The organism is Anoxybacillus sp. UARK-01 (assembly GCF_002075365.1).
Lineage (GTDB): Bacteria > Bacillota > Bacilli > Bacillales > Anoxybacillaceae > Anoxybacteroides > Anoxybacteroides rupiense.
Window position 1 is genome coordinate 1 of sequence record NZ_NASY01000009.1, and the last position, 16,274, is coordinate 16,274.

The 16,274-nt window shown below is 42.7% G+C and carries 14 protein-coding genes; all 14 read right to left on the reverse strand.

The features are described 5' to 3' along the window. A partial coding sequence (locus B6A27_RS00995) for a transposase (protein WP_139788033.1) occupies positions 1-498 on the reverse strand: 498 nt, incomplete at its 3' end. Between the two features lie 189 nt (positions 499-687). After that, complete coding sequence (locus B6A27_RS01000; protein ID WP_080859677.1) at positions 688-1,599, reverse strand: hypothetical protein; 912 nt, start codon at positions 1,597-1,599, stop codon at positions 688-690. Between the two features lie 7 nt (positions 1,600-1,606). Then, positions 1,607-2,089, reverse strand: a complete 483-nt coding sequence (locus tag B6A27_RS01005) for a hypothetical protein (protein ID WP_080859651.1) — start codon at positions 2,087-2,089, stop codon at positions 1,607-1,609. A 161-nt stretch (positions 2,090-2,250) separates the two neighbouring features. Then, a complete protein-coding gene (locus tag B6A27_RS01010) occupies positions 2,251-2,901 on the reverse strand; it encodes a response regulator (RefSeq protein ID WP_080859653.1) in 651 nt (216 codons plus the stop codon). 479 nt (positions 2,902-3,380) lie between these two features. Continuing rightward, positions 3,381-3,533, reverse strand: a complete 153-nt coding sequence (locus B6A27_RS18565; RefSeq protein WP_161491015.1) for a hypothetical protein — start codon at positions 3,531-3,533, stop codon at positions 3,381-3,383. Between the two features lie 305 nt (positions 3,534-3,838). Then, positions 3,839-4,570, reverse strand: a complete 732-nt coding sequence (locus B6A27_RS01015) for an HI0074 family nucleotidyltransferase substrate-binding subunit (RefSeq protein ID WP_080859679.1) — start codon at positions 4,568-4,570, stop codon at positions 3,839-3,841. 502 nt (positions 4,571-5,072) lie between these two features. After that, positions 5,073-6,620 (reverse strand): L-glutamate gamma-semialdehyde dehydrogenase, encoded by a 1,548-nt coding sequence (gene pruA / locus B6A27_RS01020; protein ID WP_080859654.1) that lies wholly within the window; start codon positions 6,618-6,620, stop codon positions 5,073-5,075. 94 nt (positions 6,621-6,714) lie between these two features. Beyond that, complete coding sequence (locus tag B6A27_RS01025) at positions 6,715-7,842, reverse strand: CamS family sex pheromone protein (protein WP_080859656.1); 1,128 nt, start codon at positions 7,840-7,842, stop codon at positions 6,715-6,717. 5 nt (positions 7,843-7,847) lie between these two features. Next, positions 7,848-9,860, reverse strand: coding sequence for an NAD-dependent DNA ligase LigA (gene ligA / locus B6A27_RS01030; RefSeq protein WP_080859657.1), 2,013 nt, complete (start codon positions 9,858-9,860; stop codon positions 7,848-7,850). Positions 9,861-9,878: 18 nt separating this feature from the next. Continuing rightward, complete coding sequence (pcrA, locus tag B6A27_RS01035; RefSeq protein WP_080859659.1) at positions 9,879-12,077, reverse strand: DNA helicase PcrA; 2,199 nt, start codon at positions 12,075-12,077, stop codon at positions 9,879-9,881. Positions 12,078-12,128: 51 nt separating this feature from the next. Continuing rightward, positions 12,129-12,824 carry a heptaprenylglyceryl phosphate synthase gene (pcrB, locus tag B6A27_RS01040; protein ID WP_080859663.1) on the reverse strand — a complete coding sequence of 232 codons (696 nt, stop codon included), beginning with the start codon at positions 12,822-12,824 and terminating at the stop codon, positions 12,129-12,131. A 286-nt stretch (positions 12,825-13,110) separates the two neighbouring features. Further along, positions 13,111-13,440: a YerC/YecD family TrpR-related protein gene (locus B6A27_RS01045; protein ID WP_044741340.1), complete on the reverse strand. Its 330-nt coding sequence runs from the start codon at positions 13,438-13,440 to the stop codon at positions 13,111-13,113. A 27-nt stretch (positions 13,441-13,467) separates the two neighbouring features. Continuing rightward, entirely contained in the window at positions 13,468-14,484 is a 1,017-nt protein-coding gene (locus tag B6A27_RS01050) for a DUF3048 domain-containing protein (RefSeq protein ID WP_080859665.1), read from the reverse strand. A 28-nt stretch (positions 14,485-14,512) separates the two neighbouring features. After that, a complete protein-coding gene (locus B6A27_RS01055) occupies positions 14,513-16,255 on the reverse strand; it encodes an adenine deaminase C-terminal domain-containing protein (protein ID WP_080859666.1) in 1,743 nt (580 codons plus the stop codon). Positions 16,256-16,274 lie beyond the last annotated feature (19 nt).

The following is a 16,274-nucleotide window of genomic DNA, read 5'->3' on the forward strand; positions in this document are numbered from 1 at the left end:
GGATAGGACGATTCCTTCTGTGGTTGTACAAAGGTGCAACTTATATCCTTTGAACCAGTTATACCGAGTCGAAATCCCCCATCTCGCTTGAGAATCATAAAAACTGCTTCGGAGTGCCGTACTGTCGATGATGACAATTTTGGGATACCGAACACCTAAATCTTTTAGAAGTCGAGCATTAAATGTGGAAAATCCTTGTTCTCGAAACCACTTACCTGCACGTGAAAACGTAGAAAGATGTGGAACCTCTTTGAGTCCACAAATACGCCGGAAGTAGCCAAATCGATCGAGTGTTTCCACTAACTGACGTAAAGAATCAATGGAAAAATAGGTTTTTAAAAAGAAACATTTTAACAATGATTTTTTCGAAATCGGTGGTCGCCCGGTTATATAAGGTGTTTCTGGTAAAGAAAGTTGGTCGATGTATTGAAATAAAGCCTGTAAAAGAGGATCCATTTCGCTATTCAGTGCATGTTCGATAACAAAATTGGAAATCATGATAGTGTCCACCCCTTGGAAATGTGTTTTTGGTCACTGTATATGATTTCCAAGACGGTGGATTTTTTGCGTCCTTTTATGCACCCGTTATGCGTTTTGCAACACGTTCATTTAAGTTAAAAAATTATATCTTAATGATCTACCTCTATTTCATTAATTTTTTATAATAATTTTAATGAAACATAATCATCAAAAAATCGAGAACAAATTGACATCTAAATTTTTATTAATTTCAATATTTTTCGTTTTTATTGATTCCTTAATGATACCTGAGGAATCAAAAACTTCCATTTGTATCATTATTCCAGTTTTTGGATCTATATTTAATTTGAAAGTTTTTGCGTTATATCGTTTTGAATATTCGCTATTGAGTTTACCTTCTATTACTATTGTCTTAATTCCTGCTATAATTTCCTGTCCTGTGATATCCCATAGTGTACTATCTACTAAGAATCCCATTGCTATATCTTCTGGAAATAAAGAAGTCTTCGCTATCCCCATATAGGATGGATCTACTCTGTGTATATAGGCTTTTTCTCCATCTACTGTAGTAATCCGTTCATGAATACTCGTGTTTTTTAAATAATTACGCTCCTTTTCACTCACTTTTCCTACTTTTACGATAGTTTTTATAGGAACATTGCTCTTAGTAACACTATTCGTTTGATGATCGCTAGAACCACTATTGTAGTTAATCAAATTTTCTCCATCATATATACTCACTTCATAGCCCAACTCAGTCGCATTAACTATACCATTATTATTTTCCTTACCCAGTCCATACACTTTTTCATAAGATTGTGGGCTATCAGAAAGATTTGTTTGATAATCTACACTGATATAAAAATCACCTGATTCACTAAAATATTCAAACGATCCTTTTGCTGTTTTATAATGATCAATAGAATTTAACATTAAGGTTTGAATTTTAGTTTTTTGTTCATTTGTATTTTGAACTTTTACTTTTTGGATATTTTCACTTGCCTGAGCCACGTTTTCTCTTTTCCCAGTAAAATCCATACCATTAGATATTACAAGTGAAATGGCTAATATCACACCAGTAACTCCAGCAACCAAAAATTCTTTTTTCAAAGTATTCACCCCCAAATTAATAAGTAATTTTTGTAGCATCTGCTCCCACATTTCCTACCTTGGTAGTTAAAGATGTGTTAATTACAATCATATGATTCCACTCTTTATTAGTTTTTAGAAAATTCCAGCCTCCGGGTGCTGTATTTTGATTAATATAGACAATACCACCAAGCTCATCTATTTGATAAGCTGTTCTTGGATTTGTAAAATCTTTATTGTTTAAATAGACATAATGAGCGGCATTTTTATCGTGTGCATAAAATCTCCAAATATAGGCATAATCAGGATCAAAGCCATTAACGGTCGCTGAAACGATCCGATAATCATTGTAGTATCCAGAACCTGTCTTGTAGATCCAATTTCCCTTTTGTTCAGAGAATCCAGGAGCGTTGCTTAAAGCATCATTATCCACAATATCAGTAGTTGCAAAAGTATTAGTTGAGAAGAAAGCCAACCCTGTAACTAGCGAAAAAATAGATAAATAACCCTTTTTGAACATAAAAATCCCCCCATCTGTCTGATTTTTATACTATAAATATAAATCAAAACTATCACTTTTTCACCGCCAACCTGTGGCGGAACCCCGCCATTTTTTGGCGGAAGCCCGCCACAGGTTGGCGGGTTTAAAAAAGACAACGCCTCACCGGTTGGAAAGAGGCGTTAATTTTCCATGTGAATCGCGGGGATCAGCCCTAGCCTTCTAGCTTTTTCCACCGCTTCGATCCTTGAAGAGACTTGCAGTTTGGCAAAAATACGGGATAGCTGCCGTTCGATGCTGCGTTGGCTGATATGACATTTTTTTGCAATCTCCTTATTGCCTAAGCCATTGGCAACTTCCATTAATATTTCCTGCTCAAGGGGGCTCAGTGCGACCGGTTCGCCTTCTTGCGTTCGGTCCTTCACCTCAGAAAGCTGCATCCGGCGCAACAAATGCACAGGAACCACCGCTTCGTTCCTTAATGCGCAACGAATCGCTGTGATTAATTGCTCGCTTGTCGCCGTTTTACTGACAAAGCCGGTGATACCTGATTCGATCAAGTAATGAAAAAAAGGCGCAATGTCATATCCGGTATACATAACAATTTTCGCATCTGGTTGTTTTTGCAGAATTCGCTTACCTAATTCGACTCCACTTATCCCCGGCATCTGCCAATCCAGCAAATATGCATCATAGGTGTACCTTTCTATGATTGGTTCCACATCTTTTCCAGATGTTACAAGCTCCACATGAAAGTCTGATTCATTTTCCAGTACTTTCTTTGTCCCCTCACCAACAAGCCGATGGTCATCGACAACCAAAATATGAATCATCTTAGCCTCTTCTCCCCCTTTCCAGATTTACAGCGCAAGGATGATTCCTTTTGAAATGCGGTATGCCAAGCTTGGCATGTGGTCTTTGATACCACCGACCCACCTCTTATCAGCCATCGGGCAAAAGCGCAGGCAATGCGCGATTGATTTCTTCCGTCATTTGTCTCACATATTCATATAAACGCTTTCATCTCCCCTCCTTATTTTGTCCCCCCACATATCTACACAAATATTTACAATTAACCAAAATTCGACAAAACCAGTAAATTTCCTTCCACTGATGTAAATAAATTTATTACTAAAAAAGGAAACCATTTTGTATCAACAGTGATCTTCGGACATTTAAAGTGTCTAAAACTAGTTCTACTTACACAAAGCAAAAGAAGGGAAAAAGCGGCTTTGTACATCACTTGAAGGGGATAAACGCGGGAATGTAGCATAATGAAAAACCTCCCTGCCTAGGCAGAGAGGGATTTTCATTAAAACATTTCCGATACCGTTTTTGCTTGCACGTGAAGAATCAAGTAGTCAGGGCCGCCTGATTTTGGATCTGTTCCTGACATGCTGAAGCCGCCAAATGGCTGATAGCCGACCATCGTTCCTCTATTTAGAAAAATTCTGTCCATAAACAAAAAGCGTTTTTTCCAAGCTGGCTTTATTCAGTCGGGAAGTCTCGCGTTTCTGAATCTTGTACAGCTTGATGAAAGCGGGAGATGAATCGACTTCGGACAAGGACAAGCGTTGTCTGTTCCATGATCCGACTCTATCATAAAATAAATCGATGCTGTTCTTTGATCACTGGATTGAGAGATTGATGGAGAAATCAAATGAGAAAACCAAACGGAGCCTTCCATACGTAAAATATCCAAGGTACAAAAAAGAACTCCGAATCGTCGGACATCTAGGGTGGGAAAACCTGTGGGGACAACATATCGCGTTATTTCTCTAACTCCTCCACTCGCTTTTTCATTTCCATCAATAACCGATCAAATAGATAAACGTATCTCTGGCGAATGTGTTCATAAATTTCCATCGCTATTTGCTCATCATACGTGTGTGATGTTCTGTTTCTGTCTTCCAGCATTTGAATCCACGTTTCTCCGTCTTGAATGAGTCCTTCTTTAAACGCTTCCTTTATCGTCTTTCGCGGGCTTGTTACTTCGTTGTTTCCGTTGTATTCCAAATAACTTTTCATCCATTTCCATGCCAGATCATATGTAAATTCAAACCGCTGAATCGTCGCATCAAGAACAAGGTCGTCTTTCGTGACATCACGCCCGACGCTTTGATGAAGTTTATATAACGCCTTCTCAAAATCAGAAAGCTTATCTATGATTTTATTCATCGTCACAACTATCTCCCCCCGATCATTCGTTAAAAAGATCGTTTTCCCTTCTTGATCAATATACGATTTGAGTTTTCCGTTACTTATTTTGTCATAATCGATCACATCTACTGTATAAATTATATTGACTTCAGCCAAATCGTCTTGAATGCGATATAGCTGCTCGTTGTTTTTTCTAAATTTAATCGCAATATCAATATCCGATGTTTCTTTATAATCACCTCGTGCCCGCGAACCAAACAAAATGATTTTTTCAATAATGTCCGCATAGCTTTGGAAGAAATGAAGAAGCTGATAAAATGTTTTTCTCTTTAATCCATACATATTTACACTCAAGATCACCGCGCCTCCTAATGATTTTCTTCAAATATCCAAACCTGAACACGAAATCATGATGAGAATTTAGGAGCTATTCCAAAAGTCTTCATATTTCCGCCCCCCAATTTAATGTTTGTTACCTAACCACACTCTTTATTCATTGTTAGAATACTTCATCTGGCTCCAAAGCCCCTTACTGGATATATCAGAGGTATGTCTTCATAAGTGAGGAGCTAAGTCCTTATCCATTTTATGCTCTGTAAAATGAAACCCACTCTTTTTCCAGTCTGGCTTTACACCTCTCCCCATAACACGAGGGTTTCTTTATGTTACCAAGTATATGAGGCTCTTCAAAGAAACGTAAGTATAACAACAATATTTTTACCATTTGGACAGAGGAATTTTAGAAAAATCCACCTCAGTCGCCGTTTGGACAGAGGTGGATTTTTTGCGCATCGACAAATTCACTAGACCCCCTCCCAGCATTCGCCAAGAGGGGGTTTTTACTTTAAAACATTTCCGATACCGTTTTTGCTTGCATATGAAGAATCAAGTAGTCAGGGCCGCCTGCTTTTGAGTCTGTTCCTGACATGTTGAAGCCGCCAAATGGCTGATAACCGACAATCGCGCCTGTGCATCCGCGGTTGAAGTAAAGGTTGCCGACATGGAATTCTTCGCGCGCTTTGTCAAGGTTAAAGCGGTTTTTCGAAATGACCGCTCCCGTTAAGCCGTATTCGGTGTTATTGGCAATTTCAAGCGCATGATCGAAATCTTTCGCTTTTGTGAACGCCACAACTGGGCCGAAGATTTCTTCTTGCATTAAGCGCGCTTTTGGATCGACATCGGCGAATACTGTTGGCTGAATGAAGAAGCCTTTTGAGTCATCTCCTTCGCCGCCTGTCATCAGCTTGCCTTCTTGTTTGCCGATTTCAATGTATTCCATAATTTTATTGTAAGCAGATTGGTCGATCACAGGGCCCATGAACGTGCTTTGTTCTTCTGGATTGCCGACTTTCAACTGCTTTGTTAGCTCGACGACGCGATTTAATACTTGATCGTATACCTCTTCAAGAACAACCGCACGAGAGCAAGCGGAGCATTTTTGTCCTGAGAAGCCAAAGGCAGAGGCAACAATCGATTGAGCTGCCAATTCTAAGTCAGCTTCTTTGTCGACCACGATTGTATCTTTTCCGCCCATTTCCGCGATGACGCGTTTGAGCCAAATTTGGCCTGGATGTACTTTCGCTGCGCGCTCGTAAATGCGGATGCCGACATCACGAGAGCCTGTGAAGCTGATAAAGCGAGTGCGCGGATGGTCCACTAAGTAGTCGCCGACTTCTGCGCCGCTTCCCGGGATATAGTTCAATACGCCGGCTGGAAGACCTGCTTCCTCCAACACTTCCACAAATTTATAAGCGACAACAGGCGTTGTGCTCGCTGGTTTTAAAAGAACGGTATTGCCCGTAACAAGAGCAGCTACTGTTGTTCCCGCCATGATCGCAAACGGGAAGTTCCAAGGCGAAATCACCACACCGACGCCAAGCGGAATATAGAAGAAACGATTCGACTCACCTGGACGGCTTTCTACCGGAATGCCCTCTTTCAGCTTTAACATTTGACGAGCATAATACTCCATAAAATCAATCGCTTCTGCTGTGTCCGCATCCGCTTCTCTCCAAGGTTTTCCGGCTTCCTTCACAAGCAATGCGGAAAACTCATGCTTGCGGCGACGCACAATCGCAGCAGCACGGAACAAAATATCAGCGCGCATTTCCGGTTTTGTTTTGCTCCACCATTTGAATGCGGCATCTGCTGCTTGCATAGCCTTTTCAGCTAACTCTTTATTCGCTTTTGATACGCGACCAATTACTTCTTCTTTATTAGCTGGGTTGATTGAAACGATCTTATCTTCCGTCGTCACCCGTTCTCCGCCAATCACTAACGGGTGGTCTTGGCCAAGATACGCTTGTACTTGTTGTAAACCGGCTTCAAAAGCCTGTTTATTTGCTTCCACTGTGAAATCTGTGAATGGTTCATGTCTATAAGGTTGTACCATACTTGTGCCCCCTTTGCCGAAATTAAACGTTTACAACCCACATCTATCATTCTAACGGATAATAAAAACTTATTCAATCGCTATCGTTTTCCGTCTATTGATATATATGGACAAATGGTTGTTCGGCCTTCGCTTCGCGGATGATAATGCTTTCCGGGCCGTTAACAGACGAAATATACACATTGACCGTGATATAATCCGGGAATTGCTCCATCACAAGCCCCGTTACATATTGCGTAAACGCAATGACCTCTCCCTTTCCATAAAATTGCATCGGAATATTGACCGTCAGCTGCTGAAGCTGATCGTCTACATAAAATGCTTTGCCGATGACGCCTGTATAATTTGGAAAAAAGTCTTCGATATCGGATTTAAAATTTAAAAACTTCATTAAATCTTCGCGGTGATTTTTTTCCGCGTCATCTGATGGAAATAAAGTGTATTCTTCATTAATTTTTTCCCATTTGTCGATCGTCGTGCTTCCCTCGTCTACATTCGTCACGGCAAAGAAATGGCCTGGAATAATCGCCGATTGCGGCTGTTGCTTAAATAAGGCAATGGTAATCGGCACGCTTTCTAATCCTTTAATCTGACGAACCCGCGATAATATTTCAGAAGCCAGTCGCTTGCCTTCTTTTTCAATGACGCCATCCTCGATTTGCACCTCGCGCGGATATCCCTGCTCCGTCTCATAATAATGGACGGAATTTAAGGCGAGTCCTAAAACAATACCGCCAAGCTTTACTTTATTATTATCGTTTTTCATTAAATAATCATGCTCTAAAATATTGGCCAAATAAATCGGACTTTTTGTATTTTTTTCTTCATTGGTTCCTTTGTTGCCTAGCGCCGGATTCAAGCCCTTATCATCTTCGCTTTTCCTCTTAAGCCAGCTCTGAATCGTTTTTTTGTCCAAATATTGCCCTTCTTGAAATAAATAATCCTGCGGTGAGAAACGATCTTGAGCTACACGCATCAAGCCCGTTTCAAACTCGTCCACATCCAAACGTGTATTCAAATCCTCCACCACAAGTCCTCTCGCTTCCGAAGGCTTAAATGGCAAAATCATTCGATAGTACGAATCAGAAATATTGTATTTTGGAATCACAGCTTTTTGCTGTTTATTATCTTTTTGTTGTACGACTTCTTCTTGGCCAAATTTCGGAGCACAAGCCGATAGCAAGAACATCATTGCTATAGATAATATCGCCATTTTTTTCATGGTCCTTACACCTGCCGCTCAAGTTCTTGAAGAAAGCGCGCTTCATCCCAAATTTCAATATGGAGCTGCTGCGCTTTCGTTAATTTCGATCCGGCTTCTGCACCGGCAATGACTAAATCGGTCTTTTTGCTGACGCTTCCCGTCACGTTGCCGCCAAGCTGTTCGATCCTTTCTTTCGCTTCACTGCGCGATAATGCTTCCAGCTTGCCGGTTAATACGACCGTTTTTCCAGAAAAATAAGACGTTCCTTCAACTGCTTTTACTGATTTTGTTCCTTTGTAAGTCATATTCACTCCATAAGAACGGAGCTCATTCAACAGTTCTTTTACTTCCTGCCGCGAAAAATAAGTGACAATGGAATCGGCCATTTTTTCGCCGATTTCGTGAATCTCCAGCAAATCTTCCTGCGTAGCCGACTCAAGACGTTCCATTGTTTCAAAATGCTCGGCAAGTACTTTCGCCGCTTTCGCTCCGACATGGCGAATGCCAAGTCCGAACAAAAGACGTTCCAGCGAATTTTGCTTGGACGCTTCAATCGCTGCAAGCAAATTCGCGGCAGACTTTTCGCCCATCCGCTCCAAAGGAACGAGCTGCTCTTTTGTTAATGTATACAAATCGGCCACGTCATGTACAAGCCCTTGTTGAAACAATTGAGCAATCACCTTTTCGCCAAGTCCTTCAATGTTCATCGCCTGTCGGGAAACAAAATGGATTAAACCTTCGCGAATTTGGGCTGGACATTTTGGGTTTAAACAGCGAAGCGCCACCTCTCCTTCTAAGCGGACAAGCTCGCTTTTACATTCTGGACAATGGGTCGGCATCGCAAAAGGAATTTCGTCTCCCGTTCGCCTTTCAGGCAAAACATTTACAATTTCAGGAATAATGTCACCTGCTTTTTTGACAACGACGGCGTCGCCAATCATAATATCCTTCGCTCGAATCAAATCTTCATTATGAAGCGAAGCTCTCTGCACCGTTGTGCCAGCAACGCGAACTGGCTCTAAAAGCGCGGTTGGCGTGACCACTCCCGTACGGCCGACGCTTAATTCAATGCCAAGCAGCTTTGTGACTACTTCTTCGGCTGGAAATTTGTAAGCGATCGCCCAACGAGGGCTTTTAGCCGTTGCGCCGAGCTGTTCCTGCTGTTCAAATGAATCCACTTTAATCACAATGCCATCAATCTCATAGGAAAGCTGCGGACGTTTCCCATTCCATTCCTTTATAAATTCAATTACTTCTTCCATATTCGCACATCTCCGCCGCTCCGGATTGGTTTTAAATCCAAGCCGTTGCAAATAATCAAGCGCCTCACTGTGCGAATCGATTCCCATTTCCTCTGCATTCGCTAAACCATAAATAAACATGTCTAAATGGCGAGAGGCCGCAATTTTTGGATCAAGCTGACGCAACGATCCAGCGGCTGCATTGCGCGGGTTGGCAAACAGTTCCTCGCCGCGCTGGCGGCGCTGTTCATTTAATCGCTCAAACGATCTTTTCGGCATATAGGCTTCACCGCGCGCCTCTAACGTGACAGGTTGCTGCAGCCGCAACGGGAGCGAACGAATGGTTTTTAAATTTTCGGTGATGTCCTCTCCTGTTATTCCATCGCCCCGTGTAGCCCCTTGAGCAAAATAGCCATCCTCATAGCGCAAGGAAACAGCAAGTCCGTCGATTTTCAGTTCACATACATACGCGACATCATCGCCAACTTCTTGACGAACGCGGCGGTCAAACTCCCGCAAATCTCCTTCATTAAAAGCATTGGCAAGACTTAGCATCGGAGCACGATGCTCCACTTTTTGGAAAGCATCTAACGCTTGTCCGCCTACACGCTGGGAAGGAGAATCTTTCGTTTTTAAATCAGGATGCGCCTCTTCAAGAGCGATGAGCTCCTGCAGCAGCCGGTCATATTCAGCATCAGGCACCGATGGTCGATCCAATACGTAATACTCATAGTTATATTGATCTAAAAGACGGCGAAGCTCCTCAATGCGCCCAATAGCTGTTTGTCGATCCATTGTTCGTTCATCCTTTCTCTAGACCTTCGTAATCGGGGCAAATTTAGCTAATAATCGCTTAATTCCAATCGGACTTTGGAAAGCGATATCCAGCTCTTTGTCGTCTCCGTCTCCGCGCACGCTCACAACGGTTCCGATTCCCCACTTTTTATGCTCTGCTTTATCGCCTACCTTCCAAGCGACCGCTTCTCCTCCTGTCGTTGTCGGCACCGCAGCTAAACGAACGGACTTCGTTCTCGCTTGTTCGTTTGCTGGCCAGCGCTTCGTTTTATTCACCTGTTCGACTAATTCATCAGGAATTTCCCCGATAAAGCGCGAAGCTGGATTCACATTCGTTCGGCCGAACAGGGTGCGCATTTGGGCGCTTGTTAAAAACAATTCCTCTTCGGCGCGGGTAATGCCGACATAGGCCAAGCGCCGCTCTTCTTCCATTTCCTCTTCATCGTCGAGTGAGCGGCTATGTGGAAAAATGCCTTCTTCCATGCCGATCAAAAAAACGACAGGGAATTCTAATCCCTTTGCCGAGTGAAGCGTCATAAGCACAACGGCTTCCTTGTCTGTTTCCTCTTCATTGTTTAACTGGTCAATGTCAGCCACTAAAGCAAGATCCGTTAAAAAGGCGATGAGCGATTTATCTTCACTTACATTTTCAAAATGTTTGGTTACGGATAAAAATTCATCAATATTCTCAAGCCGGCTTTGCGCTTCCAATGTTTTTTCCGCTTCAAGCATCTCGCGGTACCCCGACTTCTCTAAAACATCCTCTACCAACTCCGTAACAGATACATATTCTTGCAGCTGCCCCCAATGTTCTATTTGCCGACGAAATTCATGCAACGAAGCGGCAATGCGCGCACTAATCCCCATATGCTCAAGCTCGCCAAGCGCCTGAAACATCGAAAGACCGTGTGCGGAAGCGTAGCTTGCAATTTTATCGAGCGATGAAGCGCCGATACCGCGCTTTGGCACATTGATAATTCTCGTCAAACTAATATCGTCATTTGGATTGGCGATCAAACGCAAATACGCCAAAATATCTTTAATTTCTTTTCGGTCATAGAACTTTAAGCCGCCGACGATTTGATAAGGAATATTCGATTTAATCAACACTTCCTCCATCATCCGCGATTGGGCATTCGTGCGATACAATATGGCGAAATCCGAATAGCGGCGCTTGCTGCTGTCCACATACTCTTTAATTTTACCAGCGACAAATTGCGCTTCATCTGATTCGCTCATCGCCTCATAATAGGCGATTTTTTTTCCTTCCGGATTTTCGGTCCATAATCTTTTTGGTTTGCGGTTGTAGTTATTTTCAATGACCTTGTTCGCCGCTTGTAAGATGCGCTTGGTCGAACGATAGTTTTGTTCAAGAAGTACTACTTTGGCATTGGGATAGTCCGTTTCAAATGATAAGATATTTTGAATGTCCGCTCCACGCCAGCGATAAATCGATTGATCGGAATCACCGACAACGCATAAATTCTGAAATCTCGCGGCCAGCATTTTAACAAGCATATACTGCGCTCTGTTCGTATCCTGATATTCGTCAATATGAATATACTGAAATTTATATTGATAATGCTCAAGCACTTCCGGCACGCGTTCAAACAGCTGAATCGTCACCATAATTAGGTCGTCAAAATCAAGAGAATGGTTGCGCAGAAGACGCTGTTGATATTCGGTATACACATCGCTTACCACTTTTTCATAATAAGTAGCTGCTTTTTTAGCAAATTTCTCCGGAGAAAGCAGCTCGTTTTTAGCGCTGCTGATCGTTCCTAAAATGGCACGCGGATCAAATTTTTTCGGATCGATATTTTTATCATTTAAAATCGTTTTGAGCACTGAAAGCTGATCGGTCGTATCTAAAATAGAAAAGTTGCGATTAATGCCAATACGGTCGATATCGCGCCGCAAAATGCGCACGCACATCGAATGAAACGTCGAGATCCAAATCTCTTCCGCCGCTCCGCCGACAAGCGATTGCACCCTCTCCTTCATTTCACGGGCTGCTTTATTTGTAAAGGTAATCGCTAAAATGTTCCAAGGGGCAACATGCTTTTCCGCCATCAAATAAGCAATACGGTGCGTCAATACGCGCGTCTTTCCGCTTCCCGCTCCAGCCATGATCAATAAAGGCCCTTCCGCCGTTTTGACGGCCGCTTGCTGCTCGGGATTCAAATTCGCAAGCAGCTTATTGGATAAGAAATTCAATTCTATCACCACCATACAAACATTTGTTCTATTTTACTACATTTTTTCTGTTCAGACAATTTCGCGTTTCACAGCTTTCACTGTTTCTAACGCTTTCGGCAAATCGTGATATATCGCATTTCCGACGACAATCGTGTCCGCATATTGCGCCATTTCCTTTGCTTGTTCTGGGCTTTCAATGCCACCACCGTAAAACAGCCGCGTATGATGCAGCGCCTCTTTCACTCGGCGTACCGTTTCTACATTTCCATAAGTGCCGCTGTACTCTAAATAAAAAATCGGCAGTTGATACATTTTTTCCGCTATTAATGCATAGGCGACAATATCTTCGTCAGAAAGCTCCGTCTTCGCTTCCGTAAGCATTGCCGCTTTGCAGTTTTTGTTTAAAATGCAATATCCCTCCATGAACATTTCATCCCAATTCATAAGCTCCCCAAATTGCTTCATCGCCTCATGATGCAAATCGACTATCCACTTTGTCTGTCTGCTATTTAAAACCGTCGGGATGAAATATAAATCAAATCCGGGCGTCACAGATTCGATATTCGATACTTCTAAAACGCAAGGAACCGCAAATCGGCGAATGCGCGCCATTAGATCGAGGACATTCTCGAGCGTGACATGATCCGTTCCCCCGACAATGACTGCATCCGTTCCAGATTCGCAAATTTGTTCCAGATGCTCCTCGCTGATCTCTTTATGGGGATCCAGCTTAAACACGTGACGCCACTGGTGAATATCGTACATAGAAAAACCTCCATTTACTTCTCCGTCATCAGACGTGGGGATTGATTGGCAAAAACGACGAATCTCGCTTTGTCTGCTGCTAACAAGCAACCATTTGTCTGGTTACGATCAAACACTCTTTATCCATCATCTTATTATAACAAATCCTCGCGCTGATGGATGAGCCTATAAGCCTTATTCATCGCAAACCTATATATACCATTACAAAAAAGAGCCGAGGACCGCATAAGAACCAATGTCTCTTCTTCAAAAAAGAAAAGGAGCACCAAAACAAGGCTCCTTCCTTTCATTTTATATGATTCGTTTCTTTGAAGTCGTCAGCTTGCTCTTCTTTAATACGTTCAAGCACCATTTCATAAGCATCGCTTCCATAGTTCAAACATCGTTTGACACGAGAGATAGTAGCTGTGCTAGCCCCCGTTTCTGTTTCGATTTTGTGGTACGTATAGCCTTCTCGGAGCATACGGGCCACTTCAAGGCGCTGGGCCAACGACTGAATTTCGTTGACCGTGCATAAATCATCAAAAAAACGATAGCATTCCTCTAAGTCACGAAGCGAAAGAATGGCTTGAAACAATTGATCGACTTCTCTGCCTCTCAGCTTATCAATTTGCATATAGTATTCAACCCTCCATTTACTATACTAACGATATTGGACCATATCAAGTGATGGCACAACATTAATCCAAGTCTTTCCCGGAGTAAATCCGACCGGCACACCATGATCATACGGCAGCAACCGCCCATTGACATTTTTCCATTCCACACGCTTGACGGTGCCGTTTTGAAATAAATATCCATCTCCACCGGAGGTCAAATCGATATCGCGCCGGCCATATTCATCCGCAATCGTGTGGATCGCCGCAACAATGAACACGTTTTGAACCAAAATAGGATCATGTGTATCATAATCGATCGTTTGCTCTCCTCCGCTGTAACGGATGTAGCCTTTTTTATCCGAAATGTATTGATACTGAACATGAGCATAAGATCTTTTGGAATACGAAATATCCACTTGCTCTGCCGGTTCATTTTGCGCTTCATTTTTGAAAAAAGGAAGCGCTTCTACCGTTTCTTCTAAAGAATAGCCTTTTTCTTTTGCTCCTTTTTCGATATTAGCAAATGCAATATACGAATTATGTGGAGCCTTTCGGAACGAAGCTCTTTTAAAGAGCGTTCCGTCATAAAACAACCCATTCAAATAATCTGTTCCGCCAGCTTCCAGCATACTTTTTGCTTCAGGGCTCCAGCCGTGACAAATATAGAGCGCATCAAATCCTTTGCTTAGCTCAATATAATAATCACGAGCGCTGCGAACCGGCCCCACTTTTTCAGGGAATTCGCTTTGATATAAGGCTAAAAAACGTGTAATATCCCCTTCTGCCAGCACCTCATATACAACATCCGCTTTCTGCAATCCTGATTGGGGGCGGGCCGCCGGATGGTTGTTAATCATCACACCTACCACACGATGATTCGCGTCCTGTTTGGCAGGCAACCCTGTCAATGGCGAAAGTACCTGTTGCTGTCCAGTCCCGTTTTCCGGTTCCTTCTGTGGCGTTTCTATAACTGTCGCAGGCTGACGTTCCTTTTTTTCGGCTTTTGTACAGCCGCTAAACAGAAGACATGTTCCACTTATGGCAATTAACCAGCGCTTCAATCCTCACACAACCTTTTTCTTTTATATTTTAACGCATTATCGACGGAAAGAGTACCGTTTTATTCATGACATCATAAATTCCTTTTTGCGTAATGCGAATATAAGGCAAATGAGTCGATTGAAAAAATAATAACGAATAAATAGGATCAACAAAGCGATAGCCTCGTTCTTTTAATAGCTCCTTTAACTTGTTCTCTTCGCGGATCAGGCTGTCGACACGTTCATTGGACATCATCCCGTTCAGCACAAGCGGAATTTCATGAATGATTTCCCCGTTTTCAGCCAGTACCATTCCGCCGCCAATTTCACACATGCGCTGAAATGCCATTAGCATATCCCGCTTGCTTTTGCCAATTAATAAAATATCGCCGGTATTAGAATAAGAGCTGACCAATCCTTTCACATGGGTGGCAAACCCCTTAACCACTGTATTGACACGCCATCTCCCCTGACGATCTACAAGCATTAAAAAGCTCTCATCATGGCTCTCCGCCAATTCATCGTGCGCAGTGTCAATTAATACAGAATATGGGCGCATAATCACCGAATTCTCCATATACATTCCAAGAGGCATGGAAAATTGTAAATCATCCATTGACAATTGCCAAGTCAATTGAAGTGGACCTATACCATACGTTCGCCAGTCGATACCGTGATCCCACGTTTCAAAATCTCCGTCTCGCAGCATCCATTGCCCTTTTGAAAGCACACTTACAGGCGTCGGGTCTTCCTTATCGCGCAAAAAGTTAATATTGGCGAACCGTCCTGTCGTGATCGTACCGTGTAAATGTTCCATATGATAATGGCGCGCCACATTGAGTGTTGCCATATGATACGCATCAATGACAGGAACCCCTTTTTGGATCGCGATGCGAATCATCTGATCAATAATGCCGTGTTCATAAAATGAAGGCGGTGAACCATCTGTTGTAAAAATGATGTGATCATATTGCTCAATCCCTAATTCTTTCATCTCTTCAAGCAGCTTCGGCAAATCCGGACGAATCGATGAATACCGTAATGAAACCGTATACCCGTGCAAAAGCCTATGGTATACCTCTTTGCCTGTCATGGCTTCATGGTCGCAGTCCGTGCCAGCCAGCATCATTTTTGTAAGCGTTTTCTCTGAAGCTCCCGGAAAATGTCCCTCAATTCGCTTTTTCATGCTTTTAGCCTCTTGAATCCAATGAAGCATCGTATCATCTCCGGCAAGAAGCTTCGGCCAGCCTGTTAACTCGCCAGCCTGTATGACCGATTTTTGCTTAAGCCATTCTTTAATGATGGCATAAGAAAAAGTATCATCTTCTTTAGCGAGTTCTGTCTGCCCATCCAAACGGCACCACCAATAGATCGTTGCCGGTAACGATTCCATATCCCTCAGAAAAGAAAACGCTTTCTTTTTTGCGAGCTGCAAAACAAGGAATAAGTTATCATTGATGATCGTTGTCGTACCAAACTTTGCTGCATATTCGGCAAACGTTTGGGGATTATATAACTGAAAAGGATGGGCGTGTGGTTCGATATAGCCAGGGACTAAATAGTAGTCGCTGCAATCAATCACTTCGCACTGTTCCAGATCGCTTGGCAAACGCTCGCCCGCATAAACAATGCGATCATGTTTTATCCAAATATTCCCTCTTACCCATTTACGTAAATATGAATGCAAATACGTCGCATTGGTAAGCAACTTTGCTGGTGATCGCTTTCCATCAATGATCGCCATTTGTTCGCGAAGTTGCTCGGTGTTCCACTGATAGCGTTGTTCGGCCATATATACATCCCCGTTCCTT